This is a genomic window from Lactococcus sp. NH2-7C (genome assembly GCF_029953655.1).
Taxonomy (GTDB): domain Bacteria; phylum Bacillota; class Bacilli; order Lactobacillales; family Streptococcaceae; genus Lactococcus; species Lactococcus lactis.
Genome location: NZ_CP124538.1, coordinates 1798352 through 1820853, shown reverse-complemented (window position 1 = coordinate 1820853; position 22502 = coordinate 1798352). Strand labels below are relative to the sequence as shown.

Here is a 22502-nt window from a genome sequence, read left to right as displayed (position 1 = left end):
TTCAATTATTGTCCATAAAAATTTACTGACAGCTGACAAAAGAAAAAATCATCAGCTAACTGATGATTCCTCTTTTTACCGATTTAAAGCTCATTAAGCAATCGCTTATTAATGACAGAATGGCCAGCTTTGCTGACCATTCCTCCATTTACCGATTTAAAGCTCATTAAGCAATCGCTTTAAACTATCAGTAATTTCTTAATTATTTTTATTTGTCACCACGGCTACGCATTACGAAGCCAGCTGATTTTTCAGTTCCTGTGGTACGTTTACGAGGAGTTTTTTCTCCTTGTTTACGATCGTCAAAACGACGGTCATCACGTTTTCCACGGTAGCCTCCACGATTATCATCACGATCTTTCCAGTTGCGTTTACGATCTCCACCGCGTTCGCCATCTTTACCATCACGATTTCCACGATAGCCTCCACGGTTTCCGTCACGGTCACCATTTCCACGGCCTTTGTAGCGTCCGCCGCCACCTTTACCTTTTTTCTTGAAGCCTTTTCCTTCACCATTATATGGCAATGGACGTTCAGCTGTAATTTTAACTTCTTCTTGATTATCAGGGTCTTTTACGCGACCTTGAAGAAGTAAAGCAACCAATTCTTTAGCATCAAATTTTTCAAGTAGGCTCGCTGCTTGTTTGTCAAATTTAGCCAATTTCGCTTTAGCTGAATCATCAGACAAATCACGAAGCACATCATCCATAGCTACTGAGAGTGACGCTTGGTAAGCTTCTTCTTTTGTAGGTGGTTTCAAGCCTTTCATTGGCTTTTTAGTCATATTTTCAATGGCACGAAGATAACCCATTTCATTGTATGAAACAAATGTTACAGAACGTCCTGATTTACCAGCACGACCGGTACGACCGATACGGTGAACATAGCTTTCTTGGTCTTGAGTAATATCGTAGTTATAAACGTGAGTAACTCCTGACACGTCAAGTCCACGAGCGGCAACGTCAGTTGCAACCAAAACATCAATATGTCCTGCTTTGAAATCACGTAAAACAGCCAAACGTTTATTTTGGTCCAAATCTCCGTGCATTCCTTCAGCACGGTAACCGCGCAATTTAAGACCACGAATCAATTCGTCAACACGACGTTTTGTACGACCGAAAACAATTGCAAGTTCTGGACGTTCAACGTCAAGCAAACGAGTCAAAACATCAAATTTTTCAAATTCTTTTGTTTTTACAAAATATTGATCAATACGGTCAGCAGTCATTTCTTTGGCTGCAATTTTGATGTGTTCAGGATTCTTCATGAATTTCACACCAATTTTTTTGATATCAGCAGGCATAGTTGCTGAGAAAAGCAATGTTTGACGAGCTTCTGGTGTTTTTTCAATGATGAAATGAATATCTTCCAAGAATCCCATATTCAACATTTCATCAGCTTCATCAAGAATCAAAGTTTCAAGTTGATCCAATTTAATTGCTTTACGTTTAATCAAGTCAACCAAACGTCCTGGTGTTCCCACAACAATATGTGCACCAGCTTTAAGGCCTTTGATTTGTTTTTCAATACTTGAACCACCAAAAACAGTACGAACTTTAAGTCCTTTTGATTTACCAAAACGGAAAAGTTCTTCTTGTCCTTGAACCGCAAGTTCGCGGGTTGGAGCAATAACGAGTGCTTGAATAGCTGGATTAGAAGCATCAATTTTTTCAATTGTTGGAAGACCAAATGCTGCTGTTTTACCAGTTCCTGTTTGCGCTTGACCTAGAACGTCACGCCCTTCAAGTGCAAGTTTAATTGTTTGTTCTTGGATTGGTGTTGGTTGTTCATAACCAATCTCTGTAAGTGTATTTACGATTCCTTCTGACAGGCCGAGTTCACTAAATTTCATTTTTTACCTATATTTCTACTGCGTGTTCCCACGCCAAACTTTTTATTACAGGGTACGAAACCCTTGCTACAGGCGAAATTTATGTGACTCGCCTGACGTAACTTATCTATTATAGCATAATTTTTTGACTGAAAATGCTTACGCCCTTTACTTTTTTTAAAATATTTTCATAAAAAATATACTGACAAAGCTGTCAGTAAATTTTTATGATATTTTTTAAAGAATATAAGCTTTTCTACTATATAAAATATCTGTCAGTAATTTTATACTGAAAATTGCTCCATTAATTCAACATCTGGATATTTATCTTTAAACCAACGCATGGCAAATTCATTTTCAAACAAGAATAAAGGATGATCAAAACGATCTCGTGCCAAAATATTACGTGAACTAGACATTTTTTCATCTAAATCTTCTTCTTTAATCCAACGAACCGTTTTTGTCCCCATTGGTGTCATGATTGTTTCAGAATTATATTCTCGCTCCATCCGGTCCTTAAAGACTTCAAATTGAAGTTGCCCAACCGCACCAAGCATAATATCACCAGTTGTATAAGATTTGTAGAGCTGAATGGCTCCTTCTTGTACCAATTGGTCAATTCCTTTTTGGAAAGATTTTTGTTTCATCACATTTTTCGCTTGGACACGCATAAAGAGCTCAGGGGTAAATGTTGGCAATGGCTCAAAAGATTTTTTCAATTTACCTGTGGTTAATGTATCCCCAACCTGATAAGTTCCAGTATCATAAACCCCAATAATATCACCAGCTACAGCATTCTCAACATTTTCTCGCGATTCAGCCATAAATTGTGTGACATTTGAGAGTTTCACTTTCTTACCCGTCCGAACAAGATTAACATCCATTCCTCGTTCAAATTCACCAGATACAATCCGAACAAAAGCAATTCGGTCACGGTGACGTGGGTCCATATTTGCTTGGATTTTGAAAATGAAACCAGAAAAATCAGGATTTAAAGGTTCAATTTCTTCTTCATCCACCGTTTTGTGTGAATGAGGTTCTGGTGCATATTCTAAAAATGTTTCAAGGAAAGTTTCTACCCCAAAACTAGTTAGAGCTGAACCAAAGAAAACTGGTGTCAATTGCCCAGCAACAACTTCTTCCTCAGAAAATTGATTTCCAGCATCCAAAAGTAATTCAGCATCTTCTAAAGCTTGAGTAAAGAATGGATTTTTTGTCAAAGGATGACTAGCCGGCACTTCCCCGTTTTCATCAAATTCAACAAAACGTTTACCATCCTCAGGTTGATAAACTTCCACACGACCATGCGTAAAATCATAAAGTCCTTGGAAATTTTTCCCCATCCCGATTGGCCAATTCATTGGTACACTAGCAATTCCAAGAATTTCTTCCAATTCAGAAAGTAAATCAAGTGGTTCACGTCCATCACGGTCAAGTTTATTAATGAACGTGAAAACCGGAATCCCTCTGCGTTTTACAACTTGGAAAAGTTTTTTCGTTTGTGCTTCAATCCCTTTTGCGCTGTCGATAACCATGACCGCAGCATCAACTGCCATCAATGTTCGGTAAGTATCTTCTGAGAAATCTTCGTGCCCGGGCGTGTCCAAAATATTAACACGTTTGCCTGCATAATCAAACTGCATGACAGAACTTGTTACAGAAATTCCACGCTCTTTTTCAATATCCATCCAGTCTGACTTAGCAAAATTACCAGTTTTACGAGCTTTTACAGTCCCCGCTTCCCGAATGGCTCCCCCAAATTTCAATAATTGTTCTGTAATCGTCGTCTTACCAGCATCTGGGTGACTGATGATGGCAAAAGTCCGACGTTTTTTTATTTCTTCTTGTAAAGTCATTTATACTCTCTTTTTCTTTAATTATTCATTTATATTTTTAATTTATTTTACATTGGTTAAGCCTCGAAAAAATAGTTCTTTTAATTATATCAAAATTTGCCCTGATTTTATAGTTGATTTTTATAAATCTTAGCAACAAACTAAAGAGTTAAAAAATTCATTCGATTGTTAATTAAACAAAAGAAAAAACAATCAGCAAAACTAATTGTTTTATCATTAAATTTTTTATTTATACAGTAGCGTTTTTCTTGTAAATTTCTGCCTCTGCTTCTGTTGAGAAGACAAAATGTCCTGGGGTAATTTCCCGCATTTCACGTTCTTGTCCATCCAATTCAGCCGTTGGGTCATAAACAATTGGAGTACGTTCCCGCTCAGAAATAGGGTCTGGTGACGGAATTGAACTTAGCAAACTCTTAGTATAAGGATGAATTGGATGATTATAAACTTGATCAGAAGTTCCAACTTCCAAAATTTTCCCCCAGTGCATGACACCAATTCGGTCAGAAATATATTTAACCATTGACAAATCATGAGCGATAAACAAGTAAGTCAAGTTTTCTTTTGCTTGAATATCTCTCATCAAGTTAACAACCTGAGCTTGAATTGAAACATCAAGTGCTGAGATAGGTTCATCAGCTACGACAAATTTAGGTTTTACGGCAAGTGCACGTGCAATCCCAATCCGTTGACGCTGTCCACCAGAAAACTCATGAGGATAACGTGTCAAATGGTCATCATTCAATCCAACCAAACGTAAGAGTTCCAATACACGAGCATCACGTTCAGCCTTTGTTTTTACTAAACCATTGGCATCAAGTCCTTCAGCAACAATATCTTTAACGCGCATGCGTCCATTCAATGAAGCTTGTGGATCTTGGAAAATCATTTGTGCTTCTGAACGATACTCACGCAGATCTGAACCTTTTAGATTACGAACATCTTTACCTTCAAAGAGAATCTCTCCACCAGTAATGAAATTATCATAAAGTTTAAGAATTGCTCGACCAATCGTCGTTTTACCAGAACCAGATTCTCCAACGAGACCAAATGTTTCTCCTTCATAAATATCTAAAGAAACATTATTAATTGCCTTATTAGCCCCTTTCTTTCCTTTATTAAAAGTCAAATCAAGGTTTTTTATTTCAATTACTTTTTTAGGTTCTGTCATCATTTATCCCCTTTCAATTCTTCCCAGCGTTTCCAGCGTGCCAAGATATTATCGGAAGGCGTTACTTTTGGTGCTCGTGGGTCTAAAAGCCAAGTTTTGGCAAAATGTGTTGGAGATACTTCAAAGTATGGAGGTTCTTCTTCAAAATCAATTGCCAAGGCAAATTTATTACGTACTGCAAAGGCATCCCCTTTTGGTGGATTCAATAAATCAGGCGGAGTTCCTGGGATTGAAACCAATCGATCGACACTTGAATCAACCGTTGGCATTGAATCTAAGAGTCCCCAAGTATATGGATGTTGTGGATTATAGAAAATTTCTTCAACTGTTCCATATTCAACAATTTCACCCGCATACATTACCGCCACTTTATGTGCAAAGCCAGCAACAACTCCCAAGTCATGGGTAATGAAGACAATAGAAGAATTAATTCTTTCTTGCAATTCGGCCATCATATGCATAATTTGTGCTTGAATTGTAACGTCAAGCGCAGTTGTTGGTTCATCTGCAATCAAGATTTCAGGATCAGCAGCCAAGGCAATCGCGATAACTGCACGTTGACGCATCCCCCCTGACCATTGGTGTGGATAATCATTAATATGCACTTCTGCATCAGGAATTCCGACTTGTTGCATCAATTCCAGTGCTCGTTTCATGGCATCGGCTTTACTCATTCCTTTGTTGTGTTTCAACAAAGGTTCAGCAATTTGTTTTCCAATGCGCATTGTTGGGTCAAGAGAAGTCATTGGGTCTTGGAAAATCATTGAAATTTCATTTCCACGAATTTTTTGCCACTCTTCCTCCTTTAAATCAAGAAGGTTACGCCCTTTAAATAATAATTCACCTTGTGGTATTACCGCATTTTTCGCATTCAAGCCCATCAAAGTTTTTGTTGTTACTGATTTACCAGAGCCAGACTCACCAACAATTGCTAAGGTCTGTCCTTTTTCTAAATCAAAAGAAACATCACGAATCGCTTTAACATCTCCAGCATAGGTGTGGAAATTGACATGCAAATTTTTAACTTCTAATACTTTTTCTTCTGCCATTTCTAATCCTCACTTGCTCTAGGGTCAAATGCATCACGCAAACCATCTCCAAAGAAGATAAATGTGAGTGAAAGCACAGACAATACTACTGCTGGAATAATCAATTGGAATGGATAGAATTGCAAACTTGCAATCCCATCATTAATCAAAGTCCCCAAAGAAGACGTTGGCGGTTTAACCCCAAGGTTAATCGCTGATAAAACAGCCTCATACATAATCATACTTGGAATATCAAACATGATTTGGACAACAATAACCCCTGAAACGTTTGGCAACAAATGTTTTACTGCAATTTTCCAAGTAGATTGTCCTAAAGTTTTTGAGGCCAAGACGAAGTCACGCTCCTTATAGGAGAGAACCATGTTCCGTACCTGCCTGGCCATCCCGGTCCATGCAAATAGACCAATCGCAATAATAATTGATGAAATCCCTTGTCCTAAGAGTAAGGCAAGCATTGTTACTACAACTAAGTTAGGTACAGATTGGATGATTTCAATAATCCGTTGCATAACCATATCGACTTTTCCGCCCATCCAGCCGGAAATAATCCCATAGGTCACCCCGATTACTAAGTCAATCAAGGCGGCAGCAAGGGCAATAATCAATGAAATACGCAAACCAACAATTGTCCGTTTAGCCAATGAACGTCCATATTTATCCGTCCCAAAGACATATTTATCTTTTTCTGGAACACCTTGTGATTTATAAACATCTGTTCTTTCAGTAGAACCTGGTGCTTTAAATTCACCATTCCAAAATGGTAAATCACCTGAGAGTTTTGGTGGAAGATTTCCATAAACCTGTGATTTATTTGGATTAAAGTAGTTTGCCTTTGATTGTGGTACAACAAATGCTGAGATTACTGAGAAAGCCAATGTAATCGCAATAATCCACATGGCAACCAAAGCTACTTTATTTTTCTTAAAACGACGCCAAGCATCTTGGAAAAAACTCAAGGCAGGTTTCGCAATTTTTTCTGTTGAATCTGAACCCTTTGAACCAACAAGGGTGAAGTCTTTATTTAAATTTTCCATTTCGACAAACCCTTTCTAGAGACGAACTCGTGGATCGACAATTGCGGTCAGAATATCTGTAACCAAGATAAATAGCATCAAGATTACCGCATAAACAATTGTTGTTGCCATAATAACTGGGAAGTCTTTAGCTGGAATTGAATCAACAAATTGTGAACCAATACCGGGAATTGAAAAGATTTTTTCAATCAAGACCGAACCCGTCAAAAGATTGGCAGCCATTGGTCCAATCAAAGTCAACATTGGAATCAGTGAGTTACGCAACGCATGTTTATTGACCACTTCTTTTTCAGAAAGTCCTTTAGCACGAGCTAACAAGATGTAGTCTGAAGATAAAGACTCAATCATTTCAGACCGAACAAAACGGGTTACCACAGCCATTGGAGCAAAAGAAAGAGCGATTGTTGGCATGATTGTTTGTGAGAAGGTTCCCCAACCAGAAATTGGGAAAAGATTCAAATTAAATCCTAAGTAAAGAAGGATTAAGGTACCAATTACGAATGAAGGAACTGAAATCCCAAGGACTGAAACAAAACCGAAAATTCCATCAAGCAATCCATTTTTACGACGAGCGGAAGCTTTACCCATGAAAGCACCAAGGATTGTCCCAACAATAAGTGCTTGAACACCGAGTTGCATTGAGACTGGTAAACGTTGGGCAATCATCGTAATAACAGGTTGGTTGGTATAAATGAATGAAGTACCAAAATTACCCGTGAACATATGTCCGACATAGATAAAGTATTGTTGCCAAAGTGGTTTATCTAAACCGTAAGCATGTTTTAAAATTTCCAGTTGATCTGGTGTTAGTTTGGGATTTGAGAAAGGTGTTCCGGGCATGACTTGCATCATAAAGAAAGTCAATGTCACAATCAGGAACAAAGTCAGAAGCAAAAGCCCCAAACGTTTAAGAATATATTTAACCATAAAAAATTTCCTAATCTAAGCAAAAGATAGGGTTGGCAATCTGCCAATCCTAACTTTCTTGCTCTAAAACTCTATTATTATTTGAGGTAAGCCGTTTTGAAGTCATAAGTCAAACCAGTTGAACCAAAACGTACATCTTTAAGGTTAGGGTTACGAAGAACTGGTGAAGTACGGAAGTAAAGCGGATTAATATTTGATTCTGTATAAAGTGCTTCTTCAGCCGCTTTATAGTCTGCATAATGTTTTTCAGGATCAAGGGCATCTGTCACTTCAGCAGCTTTAATGGCTTTATCATAAGTCACATTATTGATTTTACCATTGTTATTTGGTGAAGTTGATGTAAACAAATCAAGGAATGTTGATGGTTCAGCATAGTCACCACCCCAAAGTGAGATGACCATATCAAAGTTACCAGTTGTTGAGTCATTTAAACGTTGTTTAAATGGTACTGATTTGATATTTAGAGTCAAACCTGGTAGTTTTTCTTCCCATGCTTGTTTAAGGAATGTTGCAGAGTCTTTGGCAGCTTGTGTATCATCCGTTGTCAAAGTCAATGTAAGTTTAGTTTCACCAATTTCTTTCAAACCTTTTTCCCAAGCGGCTTTAGCTGCTGTGGCATCATATTTGTAAGGTTGTTCAGCGTATTTAGCGAAATCTTCACCGGTATTTGTTTTAGCCATACCTGCTGGTGTCAAGCCAGTTGCTGGTGTAGAAGCCGGTGTTACAGTGTCAACATATTGTTTACGGTCAGTTGCAAGATTGAAAGCTTCACGAATATCTTTATTCGCAAGGGCTTTATTTTTACCTGATTGGTTATATTGAACGTATGAAGTAGTTGCTTCATTTAGAGAGACAACATTCTTATCTGTTTTATTTGCTTTGTAAAGGTCTGGGTCACCGATACCAGTTTGGTCAATTTTACCTTGTTTATAAAGGTTAAATGATGTTTTAACATCTTGAACGACTTGGAAATCGATTTCTTTAGTTTTAACTGCGCTCTTATCCCAATAATCATCATTCTTCACGATTGAGAATGTTTGGTTTGAACCGTTCCAACCTTTTGATTTTTCAAATTTATATGGTCCTGAGTAAACCATTTTTTCTGAAGATGTTCCGTATTGTTTCCCATATTTTTCAACTACTTTTTGGTTGAGTGGGAAGTAAACAGAGTTAGCTGTCAAGAATTCAAAGTATGGTGTTGGTTGTGCAAGGGTAACAACGAATGTTTTGTCATCGGTTGCTTTAACACCGAGTGTTGATTTATCAGCTTTACCACCATTAATCTCATTGGCATTTTTAACTGGGCCAAGGAGGTATCCGTATTCTGAAGCAGTCGCTGGATCAACCGCACGTTGCCAAGAATAAACGAAATCTTTAGCTGTCAAAGCATCACCGTTTGACCATTTCAAGCCATCACGAAGATGGAAAGTATATGTCAAGCCATCTTTTGATACATCAACTGATTTTGCCAATTCTGGCTGTGCTTTACCATCTTTGTCCACACGTGTCAAACCAGCATTGGTATTACCAATAATGATATTTGAATATGTATCTGTCGCGAGTGATGAATCCAATGTTTGAATAGGTGATGTCAAATTCCATTGAATGTCTTTTGATGATGACGATGAGCTAGAACCGCTATTGCCGCATGCTGCAAGCAAAGCTGCCGAACCAAGTGCAACTGTACCTAAGGTAACTTTTTTCCAAGTCTTCATGTAATTTCCCTCTTTCATGAATTGTGTCTGACTTCGCAATTTTTATTATTGTCAGAAAATTTATTATATTGGTATTATACTTAATTCAACCTGAATTGTAAAGTATAATGGTTATGTTTTCTGAAAATTAACATTTAATTTTTAAATAGCGGAAAGTTTTCACAAACTTTTGAAAAGTATTTTTTTATCCCACTTTTCTTTAAAACCCTTTCATTTAATTGGGGTCTGGCTGGTTCGTGTTTTATTTTTTCAGAAAGAATATTCAATAAAAAAGATAAATTTTCAGAAAATTTATCTTTTTGTATTTTTTATTTAACATAAGCCGATTTTAGGTCGTAAGCTAAACCGGTTGAATGAAATTCTAAGCCTGTAATTTTAGGGTTCATTAAAGCTGGATTGGCTTGGAAATCAACTGGATTGATGTATGATCCTTGATAGAGGGCTGCTTCTGCTGCTTTGTAGTGTTCATCTACTTTGGTTGGATCAAGAACGTCTGGCGTTGTTGTTGCTGCTTTAAAGGCATCATCATAAGTTTTACTAGAAAATTTTCCATCATTATATGATTGGCCTGTTGTAAAGAGTTGCAAGAAAGTTGAAGGTTCAGCGTAATCTCCACCCCAACCTGAGAGAACCATATCAAAATTTCCATTTTGAGCGTCATTCAGCCTTTGTTTGAATGGAACAAGTTTTAAATTGATAGTCAAGCCTGGTAGATTTTGTTGATAGGCTGTTTGTAAAAAGTTGGCTGTTGCTTCTGACGGTGCTAAATCTCCAGCAGCTTCAAAACTAAGACTGAGTTTGGTTAAGCCAAGCTCTTTTAATCCTTTTTCCCAGAGCTCTTTTGCTTTTGTCGGGTCATAGCGATAATCTTGTTTGGCATAAGTTGCAAAATCTTCTCCTGTTGAGGTCTTGCTCATTCCCACTGGTGTAAAGCTTGTCGCAACGGTCGAACCTGGTAGGGCAGTTTTGACGACCCCTGCTCTGTTAGTTGCCAAATTTAAGGCTTCTCGAATATTTTGATTAGCTAGTGCTTTTTGAGCGTCTGGACTTGAGGCATTTTTACCAGATTGATTGTATTCAATATAGTCTGTCCGTGCTTGTTTAAAGACAGTATAACCTTTCGTCTTTTTATTGGCATTAATCAAATCAGTTGTTGAAAGGAGTGTAAAATCAAGTTTCCCTTGTTTATAAAGCTGTGCTCCTGTATTCGCATTTGAAATGACCTGGAAATCAATTTGTTTAGATTTGACTGCCGACTTATCATAGTAGTTTGGATTGGCATAAATTGAAAAAGTTTTATTGGTTCCTGTCCAACCTTTATCTGATTTGAACATGAATGGTCCATTATAAACGGTTTTATCTGAGGACGTTCCATATTGTTTGCCATATTTATCAACAACTTTTTGGTCAAGAGGGTAATAAACAGGTTCTGACAAGAGAAATTTAAAATATGGTGTTGGTTGTGCCAATGTGACTGTAAATTCTGTATCTGACTCGGCTTTAATTCCTAGACTATCGAGTGATGATTTACCAGAAATAATATCATTAGCCCCAGAAACTGCCCCCATCAAATAGGCATATTCTGAACCAGTTTTAGGGTCCACTGCTCTTTTCCATGAATAAACAAAATCTTTAGCAGTCAACTTGTCACCGTTTGACCATTTCAAATTATCTCTAAGAGTAACCGTGTAGGTCAAGCCGTCTTTTGAAACGTCAATTGATTTTGCAAGTGCTAAGGCAGCATTTCCTTTAGAGTCAACGCGTGTCAATCCTTCTTCCACATTTCCAGCAACATCATAAGAATACTGGTCAGTTAAAATTGTGGTATCAAGTGATGCCACATCTGTGGGAATTGAAAATTTGATGTTTTTTTGCTCACTTGTTTTTGTGCCACAGGCCACTAAAATAATTCCTGACAGGGCAATAATGCTGGTGAGTCCAATAATTTTTCCTTGTTTCATCTGCTTTCTCCAAATCGTAAAGATACCATTGAATTTTCATATTATTCTGAAAATTCAATGTGGACTTATTATACTTTTTCAAAAATACATTGTCAAGAATATTGTTGTATTTTTCTGATAATTTAATGAAAACAAAAAAATACTAACTTTCTGTCAGTATTTTTTATCATTATAATTTTTCAACAACCTCTGAAAGTTTCATACTATTTGAACCTTTGAATAAAACTTGGTCAGTTGGTTTCAAATCTGCTGACAGACTTTCTGTCAGTAAATCTAAGTCTGTAAAATAGCTGACAGCTTTGTCAGTCGAAATTTCTGCCAAATTTTTCATCATTTCACCATAAAGATAAACTTTATCAATTTTGTCGAAATCTATAGATTTCAATATATCTTTATGGAGTTGAGCTGCACTGGGTCCAAGTTCTAACATATCAGCAAGAACTGCAATCTTTCGACCATTCTCATTTTTGGGAATAGCTTGGAAAGTTTCCAAAATCAAACGCATTGCTGTCGGATTGGCATTATAAACATCACTCAAAAGGTCAGCACCATTTTTTGCTTTTTTCCACTCTGTCCGATTTCTGGTCAGCTCTACTTCTTTCAAAGCTTTTTTAATTTCGGCTTCTGACAGCCCATAATGTAAGCCAACGTAAGCAGCTAACATAGCATTCGTAGCGTTATATTTACCAGGAACTGGAATAGTAATTGATTCATCTAAAAAATTAGTTTCAAAAGTTAATTTTTCTTTATGTTCGACTAATTTTGTAATAAATAAATCTTCACCGGGCAAACCAAAGCGACTAATTTTTTGATTGTCTGGGATAAAAGCATTAATAATTGGGTCAGCAGGGGCAATTAGCTCACCATGCAAACCAGCCGTAATCCCCATTTTCCCTTTAGCAATATTTTCACGACTTCCCATAAATTCAAGATGCGCTTCACCAATTAAGGTAATGACAGCAAGTTCAGGCTGAGCAAGTTCTGATAAAAAATCAATATCACCAGGGTGATCCATTCCCATTTCCAAAACTAATTTTTCAGTATCGTCCGGCATATGTAAAATGGTGTAAGGTAAGCCGATTTCATTATTGTGATTCCCTTGTGTTTTGTATGTTTTAAATTTCTTAGACAAAACAGCAGCAATCATGTCTTTAGTTGTTGTTTTTCCATTTGAACCTGTCACCGCAATGACTGGAACTTTTGTCTTTTCAAGATAATATTTTGCCAATTTTTGGAAAGCAAGCAGATTATCGTCAACCAAGAGATGAGCTTGTTCGACTTCTTTTTCTGAAAAGCTGATTATTGCTCCATTATCAAAAGCGATTTTGATGAAATCATGACCATCTCGTGCCCCCTTAAGTGGCAAAAAGATATCCCCTTTTTCAATCAAACGGCTATCAAATTCAATTTTATTGACTGACAAATCTGCCAGTTGCGACCAATCATTTTTTGCGCCAACGACTTGGGCGATTTCGTGAATTGTGAGTTTCATAGTGACTCCATTATAACACAGCCAGTCACGTGAAACACGTTTCATGTGACTGGCTTTCGATTTATTATGACCGAATGATAATTTTCCACTGAGTAAGTAATAGGTATCTACTTCGTTTCACTACGTTGTCCATTCGCTCTAAGCCAGCAATCTGGCAGGCGAAATGGCAGGAAGGACGCTATAGCGACTTCCGTCTGCGCGTTCACGCTTTAGCGTGTCATAAGAAGTGATACTTATAACACTTTTTACTGACAAAAAAATCTGTCAGCAATCGATTTACTGACAGATTTGTATTTTTTATAAAAGATGATTTTCACGTGTTTCAAAAGTTTCTTTAGCTAAATCAACTAATTTTTCAATTAAATCAGAATAAGATAAGCCCATATTTTCCCAAAGCAATGGATACATTGACCATTGTGTGAATCCCGGAATAGCATTAATTTCGTTGAGATAAACATTTCCATCCTTTGTCACAAAGAAATCGCAACGTGACAAACCTGTCCCATTAACTGCCTTGTATGCTTTTATAGCATATTCTTGCATTTTTTGAGCTAAATCAGCAGGAACTTTTGCTGGAATATCCATTTGAATTTTATTATCAATATATTTTGAGTTGTAATCATAAAACTCAACATCTTTCACAACTTCACCTGGAAGCGTTGCAGAAACGTCACTATTATTTCCCAAAACAGCACATTCTATTTCACGCGCATCCACGCCTTGTTCAATGACAACACGGTTATCATATTTATAGGCTTCACTTAGAGCAGGTTGAAGATCTGCTAAATCATCAACTTTTGAAATTCCAACGCTAGAACCCATATTAGCAGGTTTAACAAAAACTGGAAATTCTAATTTTTCGACTACTTCTTGAGCAATTTCCCCTTGATTTTCGTCAGCAAAAGCCGCAACATAAGGAACTTGGGGTACACCAACCGCTTCAAAAACGTGTTTTGCCAATAATTTATCCATTGTGCTTGACGCAGATAAAATATTTGGACCAACATATGCCAAACGTAAAATTTCTAAAAATCCTTGAATCGAGCCGTCTTCTCCCATGGGTCCATGTAAAACTGGGAATACAACGGCATCTTTTTCGTAAATTTCTGCTGGTGAAATCTTTGGATAAGATTCTGCCAAATCATTTGTCAGTAGTTTTTCTTCTTCAGCAGGTTTGTCAGTAAATTCTTGCGTTTTTATGAATTCACCACCCTTAGTGATAAAGTAAGTTTTTACAACAAAACGAGAATAATTAACAGCTCTCATCACCGATTCTGCTGATAAAACTGATACTTCTCGCTCAGCAGAACGACCACCATACAACAAAATTAATGTTTCTTTTGACATATTTCTTCCTTTTTTACTGACAGCTTTGTCAGACACTTCTTTTTACTGACAGCATGTGATATTTTTACAATACAATTCTGTCAGTAATTGTCTTTTTTATTTTACCACAGAAAAAATCAAATTTCCAACCGATTCTCTACCGCTTTTGATAAAGTAATTTCATCTGCGTATTCTATATCAGATCCTACAGCTAATCCACGAGCCAAGCGAGTCACTTTAATCCCTGCGGGCTTAATCATTCGAGCCAGATACATGGCAGTTGCTTCTCCGTCAGAAGTGGCATTAGTTGCGATAATCACTTCTTTAACCTCTGAATCCATTAATCTTGTAATCAATGTTTTAACATTAATTTCATCCGGAGAAATCCCATTCATTGGACTAATCGTGCCATGCAAAACATGATAAAGTCCTCGATATTCCCGAATTTTTTCCATAGCAAGAACATCTTTAGATTCTTCAACGACCAATATAGTTGTTCGATCACGCGTCGGATCGGTACAAATGGCGCAAGGATCACTTTCTGTTAAATTACCGCAAATCGAGCAAAAACTCAAATCCCGTTTTGCTGACAGAAGATTTTTTGCAAATTCATTGACATCTTGATCTTCCATGCCAATCGTATAAAAAGCCAATCGAGTCGCTGTTTTTTGACCAATCCCTGGTAATTTTGAGAACGACTCAATTAGGCGAGCAATAGGTTCAGGATAATACATATTTCACCAATTCTTCACTTGTAAATATTTTATTCAATTTATTAATTTTACTATAAAAGACTGAAAATGAAAAGGAAAGGTGATAGAATTCTCAATCACTTATAAACAAAAAGTCTCTCCTATCAGAGAGAACTTTTTTAATTTTTACGGAAAGCTTCATTTGAATAATACAAATCAGTAATTCCCGTTACAATACTTTGGTTTGCTTTTGTTCCACTTGAAGCATTACTTTCAGTATTATCTGGAAGTACAACCGCAATAGCAATTTCTGGATTGTCAGAAGGAGCAAAGGCCACTGCGTTATTAGCCGTTACAATAACTTGACTGCCATCTGCCAATACTTTTGTACTTTCGGAAGTCCCTGTTTTACCAGAAATGGAAACAGTTGATGAATCCATTGACCGCCCAGTGGTCAATCCACCAGCCCCATGAACAACAGCATACATCCCTTGATGGAGAACATCCATATTATCAGGAGTAATATTTACCTTATCCATAATTTTAGGAGTAATATTTTTGATAAGCGTGCCAGGTTGTCCGTCAGTTCCACCTTCATAAACTCCTTGAACAATATGTGGTGACAAACGAGTTCCGTTATTTCCTAAAGTTGCTGCATAAACCGCCAATTGAAGTGGCGTATAGTTATCATACTGACCAAATGATTCATACAATACATTGACCCCAGAAGCTTCCTTAGATTTCGCTGAAGGGAGATATCCAGTTGATTCTCCAGGAATATCAAAACCAGTTGCTGCCCCTAAACCATAAGAGGCAAAAGCCTTACGAAACTGTTCATAAACTTTTACTCTGTTACTATCATTGAGATATTGTCCCGCTGCAGTATAAGGAGCACCTAACATTCTCATTGCCAATTGCATCATGTAAGTATTTGATGAATATTGCAAAGCTTCAACAGCAGTTAAAGCCATTGGTGAAGCATCTCCCCACCAGTCATTGATAGATGGAGAACCTTTAAATTGAATAGATTGTGCCGTTAGAGTGTCATTTCCAGAAATGACACCAGCATTCCAAGCAGCAGTCAATGTTCCCATTTTGACAACAGAACCCGGTGTGAAGACACTTTGGAAAGTTCCTAAAGTATTTTCCGTAATTGTTCCTGTATTAGGATCCCGTTGATAGCCAGATAAAGCTAAGACTGCCCCCGTTTTAACATTTAACACAACAGCATAAGCTCCTCTATTATACTGGCCATAACCTTGGGCAATCAGTTGGTCTAATTGTGTTTTAACGATATTATTAACCCCGTTTTGGAAATCTAGGTTAATGGTTAATTTTAAATCATCCCCACGTTTTCCTTTTTGGATTGTTTTTGTTCCAGAAACATCACCATTTTTATCAAATTTAACCTTACTGATGCTGTGTGTTCCTTGAAGTTCACTTTCGTATCCCTTCTCAAGAAGCCCAGTCCCTACACGGTCATTACGTTGATAACCTTTTTTAAGATAGGCATCTAATTCTTCTGCTGGAATTCCAGATTTTTGTGACGTAATTGTCCCCATAAGTGGTGTCAAAGAATTTTGAGCATATGAACGGTCCCAAGAAGTCCCGATTGTAATTCCTGGTAAATCACCTTCTTGTTCGGCAATTGTCGCTTGTTGCTCTGCTGTAATACTTCCAGTAGCAATTTTAGTAGTGTTAAAAGTAGTGGTACTATTCATTTCTTTGAATAATTTTGCGGCAAAAGTTTGTTCTGCTGTAAAATTCAAGTCACTATCTTTAACTTTACTTAATTCAACATCATAAATTTGTGAACCAGTTAAATCATTACCATGTTTATCTTTCTTTTCCTTTTCAGATAAACTATTAGCTATTTTCTCTAGATTTTTAGAATTAGCCAAGAAATAGTCTTTTTTATCACGCGTTGTCAGATCAGCAACATCAATGTTATTAGATAAAATAGTTGCTAACTTATTGGCTACCTGATACATTTCATCAGCAGTAGCATTTTGACTTCTTGTAAATTCAACAGCCTGAACCGGAACTGTAGATGCTAAAGCTTTTCCTGTTGCATCATAAATATTTCCACGAGGTGCACCTTCAATAATTTGAACATCCCCACCTGCACTTATTGATTTTTCGGCGTAAAAATGTGAATTCAAAACCTGCATATTGAATAGCTTACCAATTAAAATCATAAACAAAACAAAGATAACAAAAAATAAGAGGTTCACTCGTTTTGGAATTGATTTAGTTGGATCTTTTAAAATTTTTACTTCTTTATGTGATTTTTTAGACTTATCGGATTGCTTGCGCTTATCATTTTTTCTTTTATTATCTGACATTTCGACTCCAAGAATGAGTTTTATAAATAGTTTTTACATTCAAAATTTGTACTTAAACATTTTACCACATTTATGAAAACTTTTCCTTACAATTTTGATTCCTATCAATTTAATCAAATAAAAAAAGAAAACTCAAACACGTTTTCTTTTTTTGTCATCTAAAATTTTAGTTTCTTATCAAATAATCAAAAGCACCTAGAGAAGCGGTTGCCCCAGTCCCCATTGAAATAATGATTTGCTTATAAACACTATCCGTACAATCTCCTGCTGCAAAAACGCCAGGAAGATTTGTTGCTCCAACTTTATCAGTCAAAATTTCTCCACGTGCGGATAAGTCAATTGTTCCTTCCAACCACTGAGTGTTCGGAACTAAACCAATTAAAACAAAGACACCAGCAAGTTCCAAATGAACAGTTTCTTTAGAGCCGCGAACTTGATAATTCAAACCTCTAACCTTGTCATCTCCTAAAATTTCTTTGGTTTCCACATTGGTGAGGACAGTAACATTATTTAAGGTCGCAAGTTTTTCTTGTAAAATTTTATCTGCTTTAAGTTCAGGTAAAAATTCAAGAACAGTAACATGTCTAACCAAACCAGCTAAATCAATAGCTGCTTCGATTCCTGAATTTCCGCCACCTATAACCGCTACATCTTTTCCTGCAAACAAAGGACCATCACAATGTGGACAGTAAGCGACTCCCTTGGTTTTAAATTCTTGCTCTCCTGGAATTCCCAAATCTCGCCAACGAGCGCCCGTTGAAATAATAACTGACTTACTTTTTAGAAGTGCCCCATTTTCAAGACTCACCTCAATCAAGTCTTTTTTCTCTAGCTTAACTGCTTTTTGCAAGTTCATCAAATCGACAGGGTATTTTTTCACATGTTCTTCAAGCTGACGACCAAGTTGAACCCCTTCAACATAGGGCGTTCCAATGAGGTTTTCAATTCCTAAAGTTTCCAGTGGTTGACCGCCAAAGCGTTCAGCGATTAAGCCTGTCCGAATCCCTTTACGTGCAGCATAAATAGCTGCACTTGCGCCAGCAGGGCCTCCACCAACAACTAAAACATCATAAGGGTCTTTATCAGAAAAAGCTTCAGAACTCTCTGGACCAGTAATTTTTTCTAGTAATTCTTCAAGACTAGCTCGTCCATTATGAAATTCTTCACCATTTTTGAAAACAGTTGGAACCGCCATAATCCCTTTTGCTTCCACTTCTTCTTGAAACATTCCCCCCTCAATCATTGTGTGACTAATATTGGGGTTAAGAATACTCATTGTGTTTAATGCTTGGACAACATCTGGACAGTTATGACAAGTTAAACTCACATAGGTTTCAAAGTGAAGTGGATTTTGAATCGCTTGAATTCGCTCAACTAATTCTTGTTCAATCCGTGGAGGGCGTCCACTCACTTGGACAAGCGCCAAAACTAATGAATTCAACTCATGACCTAATGGTAGCCCTGAAAAAAGGACTCCAGAAACACCTTCTCTTTCAATAGAAAAAGCTGTTTTTCGGTTAAGTTTTCCTGTTTCTTTTGAAATCATTTCGGACAAACTTGCAAGTTCATCTGTAAATTCTGCTATTTTTTTTCCATTTTCGTTCTCTAAATCTGCATCAACTTTTAAAATAATTGGATTTTCCAACAAATCCATATAAGGCATCAACTGAGCACGAAGATTTTCATCTAAAATCATATTAAACCTTTCTGTCATTAAGTTTCTAAAGACAAATAAAGTGAGCCAAGACTCACTTTTTTATTCTATATTTTACCTACAAGGTCAATACCAACGTGAAGACTTTCTCCGTCCTCTTTCCACTTAGCGGGACAAACTTCACCTGGATGGTTACGCACATATTGAGCAGCCTTAATCTTATCGACCAATTGACTTGCATCACGTCCAATACCATCAGCCGTAATTTCAACCGCTTGAATCACGCCGTCTGGGTCAATAATAAATGTTCCACGTTGAGCCAATCCTGCTTCTTCATCGAGAATATCAAAAGCACGTGAAATTTTTTGTGAAGGGTCTGCGAGCATTGGATAAGTAATTTTTGAAATAGCATCACTATGTTCATGCCAAGCAGCATGCACAAAATGTGTGTCTGTTGAAGCTGAGTAAACTTCTACACCAAGCGATTTCAAGGTTGGATAAGTTTCTTCTAAATCTTCTAACTCTGTCGGACAAACAAATGAAAAGTCTGCTGGATAGAAACAAAGCACAGACCATTTTCCATAAAAGTCTTTATCGGAAACTTTAATAAATTTCCCACCAAGATAAGCATCTGTTGAAAATTCTTCTATTTTTTTACCTACTAATGACATAAGATTCTCCTTTTTCTTCTTTAAAGCTTTACTATTAAATTATCTCACGAATAAAATGAAGAATCAATTAATTTGTTCAAAAACTTACAAACTATTGCATTGATTACAAAAAATACTCTAAGTCCTAAATAGATGGGTATCTATTATAACTTAGAGTATTTTCATTCAAATATTATGCTTTTTTAGGAGCCAAGTAGTATTCGTTTTGAACGTTCAAGTTGTCATCAAATTCGAAAACAAGTGGTGGGAAGTTAGGGATCTCAACATCCATAATTTCGTCATCAGAAAGTTTTTTGATTTGTTTAACGAGTGCACGGATTGAGTTACCGTGAGCACCAACGAAGACATTTTTTCCTTCTTTCAAAGCTGGAGCGATTTGGTCTTCCCAGAATGGAAGAGCACGTTCCAAAGTAACTTTGAGGTTTTCAGCATCAGGAATCAATGAATCTTCAAGACCAGCGTAACGACGGTCTCCGTGAGCTGTATATTTATCATCATGATCCATTGCTGGTGGCAATACATCATATGAACGACGCCAGATGTGAACTTGTTCATCACCATGTTTTGCAGCAGCGTCAGCTTTGTTCAAACCTGTCAAACCACCGTAGTGACGTTCGTTCAAGCGCCATGATTTAACAACTGGTACCCAAAGTTGGTCTGAATATTCAAGAGCAAGGTTAGTTGTTTTGATCGCACGTTTCAATACTGAAGTGTAAGCAATATCAAATTCGATTCCAGCTTCTTTAATCAATTTACCAGCTTCAATCGCTTGTTTAGTTCCGTTTTCAGAAAGGTCAACGTCAGCCCAACCTGTGAAAAGGTTAGCAAGATTCCATTCAGATTCACCGTGACGTGCAAATACTAATTTTGGCATTTTGTGTATTCTCCGTTTATTTTTACTTGAACGAAATTTAGTTCGTTCATTTACAAAGTTAATTTTACTACATTTTTCTTTTTTTTTCTAGCTTTTATTTTCTGTAAGCCCTTTTATTTACTGACAGAAGCTTTAGCTAACCTAAAAACCATTTCTTCATTTCCATTTTTTAAAAATTACTCATGAAGTTCTATTGGTAAATCATCTGGATCATAGAAAAAGAGCATTTTTCTGTCAGTAATTTCGTCCTGCCGGATTTCCTCCACTTCGACTCCTTGACTTATCAAATAATTTCTATCTTCTTCAATATTTGTCGTTTTAATGGCTAAGTGGCGATAGCCTTTTGCTTCTGGATAAGTTAGGCGTTTAGGGGCATCAGATTTGATAAATAATTCAATTTCTGTTTCTTCATTCATCTTTAAATCAAGCTTGATATCTCCTTTTTCTGGACGATGATTTTCTCGAATGATTGAAAATCCTAAAATATCAACATAGAACTGACGAGATTTTTCATAATCTGCGGCAATGATAGCGATGTGATGAATTTTATTGAAAGCTGGTTGGTACATCTTGCGGCTCCTCTTCTAAGTTCTCTTATTCTAAAATTTGAACTTCTTCACCCATACTTTTTAAAGTTTGGACATGACCTTCACCCCACGAGCAAAGAATATCTAATAAACCATTTAAAGTTTCACCATAAGGGCTCAGAGAATATTCAACCTTCGGCGGAACTTGATTATAAACCTTACGGACGATAATATTATCAATTTCTAATTCTCTTAATTGCTGAGTCAGCATTTTTTGACTGATTCCTGGAATTTGACGTCTCAATTCTCCTGGACGACTTGGATTATGTCTTAAATTACACAAAATAATTGGTTTCCATTTTCCGCCAATAACATCCATTGTCGCTTCGACACCAATATTATAAATTTTTTTCAAAATTAATTTCCTTTCTAATCCCTTATTTTATCCAATTATTACTTTTTAGTATGTATGAGACAAAAAAGTAGGTACTGTTCAAGAGGTTTCATTTATTATATACTAATTTTCTGCCAAAATAAAATATATGAGGAGCAAAAAATGAAACTTAATAATCAGATTGAAATTCCAGAACTTGGTTTGGGAGTTTTTCAAATTCCAAATGAAGAAACTGCTGATGTTGTCAAAAACGCAATTGTTAACGGATATCGTTTAATTGATACAGCTAAAATTTATGAAAATGAAGAAGGAACTGGCCAAGGAATCAAAGAAGGTTTGGGCTTGACAGGACTTTCTCGTGAAGATCTTTTCATCACTTCAAAACTTTGGGGAGATAATCATTCTTATGAAGAAACAATTCAAAACTTTGAAGAAAGTTTGAAAAAATTGGATTTAGATTATCTTGATTTATATCTTATCCACTGGCCAGGCACACATTATGCTTACAAAGAAGCTTGGAAAGCAATGGAAGATTTATATAAGGCAGGCAAAATAAAAGCGATTGGTGTCAGTAACTTTCAAAAATCACATTTAGAAGAACTTCTTAGCTATGCTGAAATCACCCCTGTTTTAAATCAAATTGAACTCCATCCAAAATTATCACAAGAAGAACTTCGTAATTTCTTAGAACTTCATGATATCAAGGTTCAAGCTTGGTCACCTTTGATGCAAGGTCAATTATTAGGCAATGAAGTCCTCAAAAAAGTTGCTGACAAACATGGAAAATCTGTGGCTCAAATTATTCTTCGTTGGGATATTCAACAAGATATTTTAGTAAATGTAAAATCTATTAAAAGTGAACGAATGATAGCTAATCGTCAAATTTTTGATTTTTCACTTGACCCTGAAGATATGAAAGCTATCAACTCACTCAATGAAGAACTTCGTGTCGGGCCAGATCCAGAACATTTTAATTTTTAAGAAAG

At 36.6% G+C, this 22502-nt stretch carries 18 protein-coding genes; 1 reads left to right on the top strand and 17 read right to left on the bottom strand.

All coding sequences use genetic code 11. The features are described 5' to 3' along the window. Window positions 1-208: 208 nt before the first annotated feature. The 17 genes from QJV49_RS09205 to QJV49_RS09125 form a co-directional block, all read right to left on the bottom strand. Window positions 209-1852, bottom strand: coding sequence for a DEAD/DEAH box helicase (locus QJV49_RS09205; protein WP_153241712.1), 1644 nt, complete (start codon window positions 1850-1852; stop codon window positions 209-211). A 263-nt stretch (window positions 1853-2115) separates the two neighbouring features. Beyond that, the gene (locus tag QJV49_RS09200) at window positions 2116-3687 is read right to left on the bottom strand and encodes a peptide chain release factor 3 (RefSeq protein WP_015425810.1); all 1572 of its coding nucleotides are present in this window, start codon (window positions 3685-3687) and stop codon (window positions 2116-2118) included. A 229-nt stretch (window positions 3688-3916) separates the two neighbouring features. Then, window positions 3917-4858: an ABC transporter ATP-binding protein gene (locus tag QJV49_RS09195; RefSeq protein WP_277877535.1), complete on the bottom strand. Its 942-nt coding sequence runs from the start codon at window positions 4856-4858 to the stop codon at window positions 3917-3919. After that, complete coding sequence (locus QJV49_RS09190) at window positions 4855-5904, bottom strand: ABC transporter ATP-binding protein (protein WP_225512356.1); 1050 nt, start codon at window positions 5902-5904, stop codon at window positions 4855-4857. Before QJV49_RS09190 ends, QJV49_RS09195 begins: the two co-directional genes overlap by 4 nt. 2 nt (window positions 5905-5906) lie before the next feature. Further along, on the bottom strand, window positions 5907-6938 hold the full coding sequence (locus QJV49_RS09185; protein WP_012897196.1) for an ABC transporter permease: 1032 nt from the start codon (window positions 6936-6938) through the stop codon (window positions 5907-5909). 15 nt (window positions 6939-6953) lie between these two features. After that, complete coding sequence (locus tag QJV49_RS09180) at window positions 6954-7865, bottom strand: ABC transporter permease (protein ID WP_225512355.1); 912 nt, start codon at window positions 7863-7865, stop codon at window positions 6954-6956. A gap of 77 nt (window positions 7866-7942) precedes the next feature. After that, window positions 7943-9580, bottom strand: a complete 1638-nt coding sequence (locus QJV49_RS09175; protein WP_058204070.1) for a peptide ABC transporter substrate-binding protein — start codon at window positions 9578-9580, stop codon at window positions 7943-7945. A gap of 308 nt (window positions 9581-9888) precedes the next feature. After that, entirely contained in the window at window positions 9889-11541 is a 1653-nt protein-coding gene (locus tag QJV49_RS09170) for a peptide ABC transporter substrate-binding protein (RefSeq protein ID WP_225512354.1), read from the bottom strand. A 169-nt stretch (window positions 11542-11710) separates the two neighbouring features. Then, window positions 11711-13033, bottom strand: a complete 1323-nt coding sequence (gene murF, locus QJV49_RS09165) for a UDP-N-acetylmuramoyl-tripeptide--D-alanyl-D-alanine ligase (protein ID WP_225512353.1) — start codon at window positions 13031-13033, stop codon at window positions 11711-11713. 297 nt (window positions 13034-13330) lie between these two features. Next, on the bottom strand, window positions 13331-14380 hold the full coding sequence (locus QJV49_RS09160) for a D-alanine--D-alanine ligase (RefSeq protein WP_225512352.1): 1050 nt from the start codon (window positions 14378-14380) through the stop codon (window positions 13331-13333). Window positions 14381-14496: 116 nt separating this feature from the next. Continuing rightward, window positions 14497-15093 (bottom strand): recombination mediator RecR, encoded by a 597-nt coding sequence (gene recR / locus QJV49_RS09155; RefSeq protein ID WP_003131648.1) that lies wholly within the window; start codon window positions 15091-15093, stop codon window positions 14497-14499. A 137-nt stretch (window positions 15094-15230) separates the two neighbouring features. Beyond that, window positions 15231-17396 carry a penicillin-binding transpeptidase domain-containing protein gene (locus tag QJV49_RS09150; RefSeq protein ID WP_225512351.1) on the bottom strand — a complete coding sequence of 722 codons (2166 nt, stop codon included), beginning with the start codon at window positions 17394-17396 and terminating at the stop codon, window positions 15231-15233. A gap of 166 nt (window positions 17397-17562) precedes the next feature. After that, window positions 17563-19092, bottom strand: coding sequence for an alkyl hydroperoxide reductase subunit F (gene ahpF, locus QJV49_RS09145; RefSeq protein ID WP_225512350.1), 1530 nt, complete (start codon window positions 19090-19092; stop codon window positions 17563-17565). 65 nt (window positions 19093-19157) lie between these two features. Further along, entirely contained in the window at window positions 19158-19721 is a 564-nt protein-coding gene (gene ahpC / locus QJV49_RS09140; protein ID WP_225512349.1) for an alkyl hydroperoxide reductase subunit C, read from the bottom strand. 172 nt (window positions 19722-19893) lie between these two features. After that, window positions 19894-20595 carry a phosphoglycerate mutase gene (locus QJV49_RS09135; protein ID WP_003131652.1) on the bottom strand — a complete coding sequence of 234 codons (702 nt, stop codon included), beginning with the start codon at window positions 20593-20595 and terminating at the stop codon, window positions 19894-19896. A 176-nt stretch (window positions 20596-20771) separates the two neighbouring features. Beyond that, on the bottom strand, window positions 20772-21164 hold the full coding sequence (locus QJV49_RS09130) for a VOC family protein (protein ID WP_225512348.1): 393 nt from the start codon (window positions 21162-21164) through the stop codon (window positions 20772-20774). 25 nt (window positions 21165-21189) lie between these two features. Then, window positions 21190-21537 (bottom strand): helix-turn-helix domain-containing protein, encoded by a 348-nt coding sequence (locus QJV49_RS09125; protein ID WP_003131654.1) that lies wholly within the window; start codon window positions 21535-21537, stop codon window positions 21190-21192. Between the two features lie 141 nt (window positions 21538-21678). On the opposite strand from QJV49_RS09125, the gene QJV49_RS09120 reads away from it, so the two are divergent. Further along, window positions 21679-22497, top strand: a complete 819-nt coding sequence (locus tag QJV49_RS09120) for an aldo/keto reductase (protein WP_225512347.1) — start codon at window positions 21679-21681, stop codon at window positions 22495-22497. Window positions 22498-22502: the final 5 nt, after the last annotated feature.

Bases quoted from the DNA above. Each gene is read 5' to 3' on its own strand.
- QJV49_RS09205 (WP_153241712.1), bottom strand. From the start codon at position 1,852: ATGAAATTTAGTGAACTCGGCCTGTCAGAAGGAATCGTAAATACACTT.
- QJV49_RS09170 (WP_225512354.1), bottom strand. From the start codon at position 11,541: ATGAAACAAGGAAAAATTATTGGACTCACCAGCATTATTGCCCTGTCA.
- QJV49_RS09135 (WP_003131652.1), bottom strand. From the start codon at position 20,595: ATGCCAAAATTAGTATTTGCACGTCACGGTGAATCTGAATGGAATCTT.
- QJV49_RS09175 (WP_058204070.1), bottom strand. From the start codon at position 9,580: ATGAAGACTTGGAAAAAAGTTACCTTAGGTACAGTTGCACTTGGTTCG.
- murF (WP_225512353.1), bottom strand. From the start codon at position 13,033: ATGAAACTCACAATTCACGAAATCGCCCAAGTCGTTGGCGCAAAAAAT.
- QJV49_RS09130 (WP_225512348.1), bottom strand. From the start codon at position 21,164: ATGTACCAACCAGCTTTCAATAAAATTCATCACATCGCTATCATTGCC.
- recR (WP_003131648.1), bottom strand. From the start codon at position 15,093: ATGTATTATCCTGAACCTATTGCTCGCCTAATTGAGTCGTTCTCAAAA.
- QJV49_RS09150 (WP_225512351.1), bottom strand. From the start codon at position 17,396: ATGTCAGATAATAAAAGAAAAAATGATAAGCGCAAGCAATCCGATAAG.
- QJV49_RS09160 (WP_225512352.1), bottom strand. From the start codon at position 14,380: ATGTCAAAAGAAACATTAATTTTGTTGTATGGTGGTCGTTCTGCTGAG.
- QJV49_RS09190 (WP_225512356.1), bottom strand. From the start codon at position 5,904: ATGGCAGAAGAAAAAGTATTAGAAGTTAAAAATTTGCATGTCAATTTC.
- QJV49_RS09185 (WP_012897196.1), bottom strand. From the start codon at position 6,938: ATGGAAAATTTAAATAAAGACTTCACCCTTGTTGGTTCAAAGGGTTCA.
- QJV49_RS09180 (WP_225512355.1), bottom strand. From the start codon at position 7,865: ATGGTTAAATATATTCTTAAACGTTTGGGGCTTTTGCTTCTGACTTTG.
- QJV49_RS09120 (WP_225512347.1), top strand. From the start codon at position 21,679: ATGAAACTTAATAATCAGATTGAAATTCCAGAACTTGGTTTGGGAGTT.
- QJV49_RS09195 (WP_277877535.1), bottom strand. From the start codon at position 4,858: ATGATGACAGAACCTAAAAAAGTAATTGAAATAAAAAACCTTGATTTG.
- ahpC (WP_225512349.1), bottom strand. From the start codon at position 19,721: ATGTCATTAGTAGGTAAAAAAATAGAAGAATTTTCAACAGATGCTTAT.
- QJV49_RS09200 (WP_015425810.1), bottom strand. From the start codon at position 3,687: ATGACTTTACAAGAAGAAATAAAAAAACGTCGGACTTTTGCCATCATC.
- ahpF (WP_225512350.1), bottom strand. From the start codon at position 19,092: ATGATTTTAGATGAAAATCTTCGTGCTCAGTTGATGCCTTATATGGAT.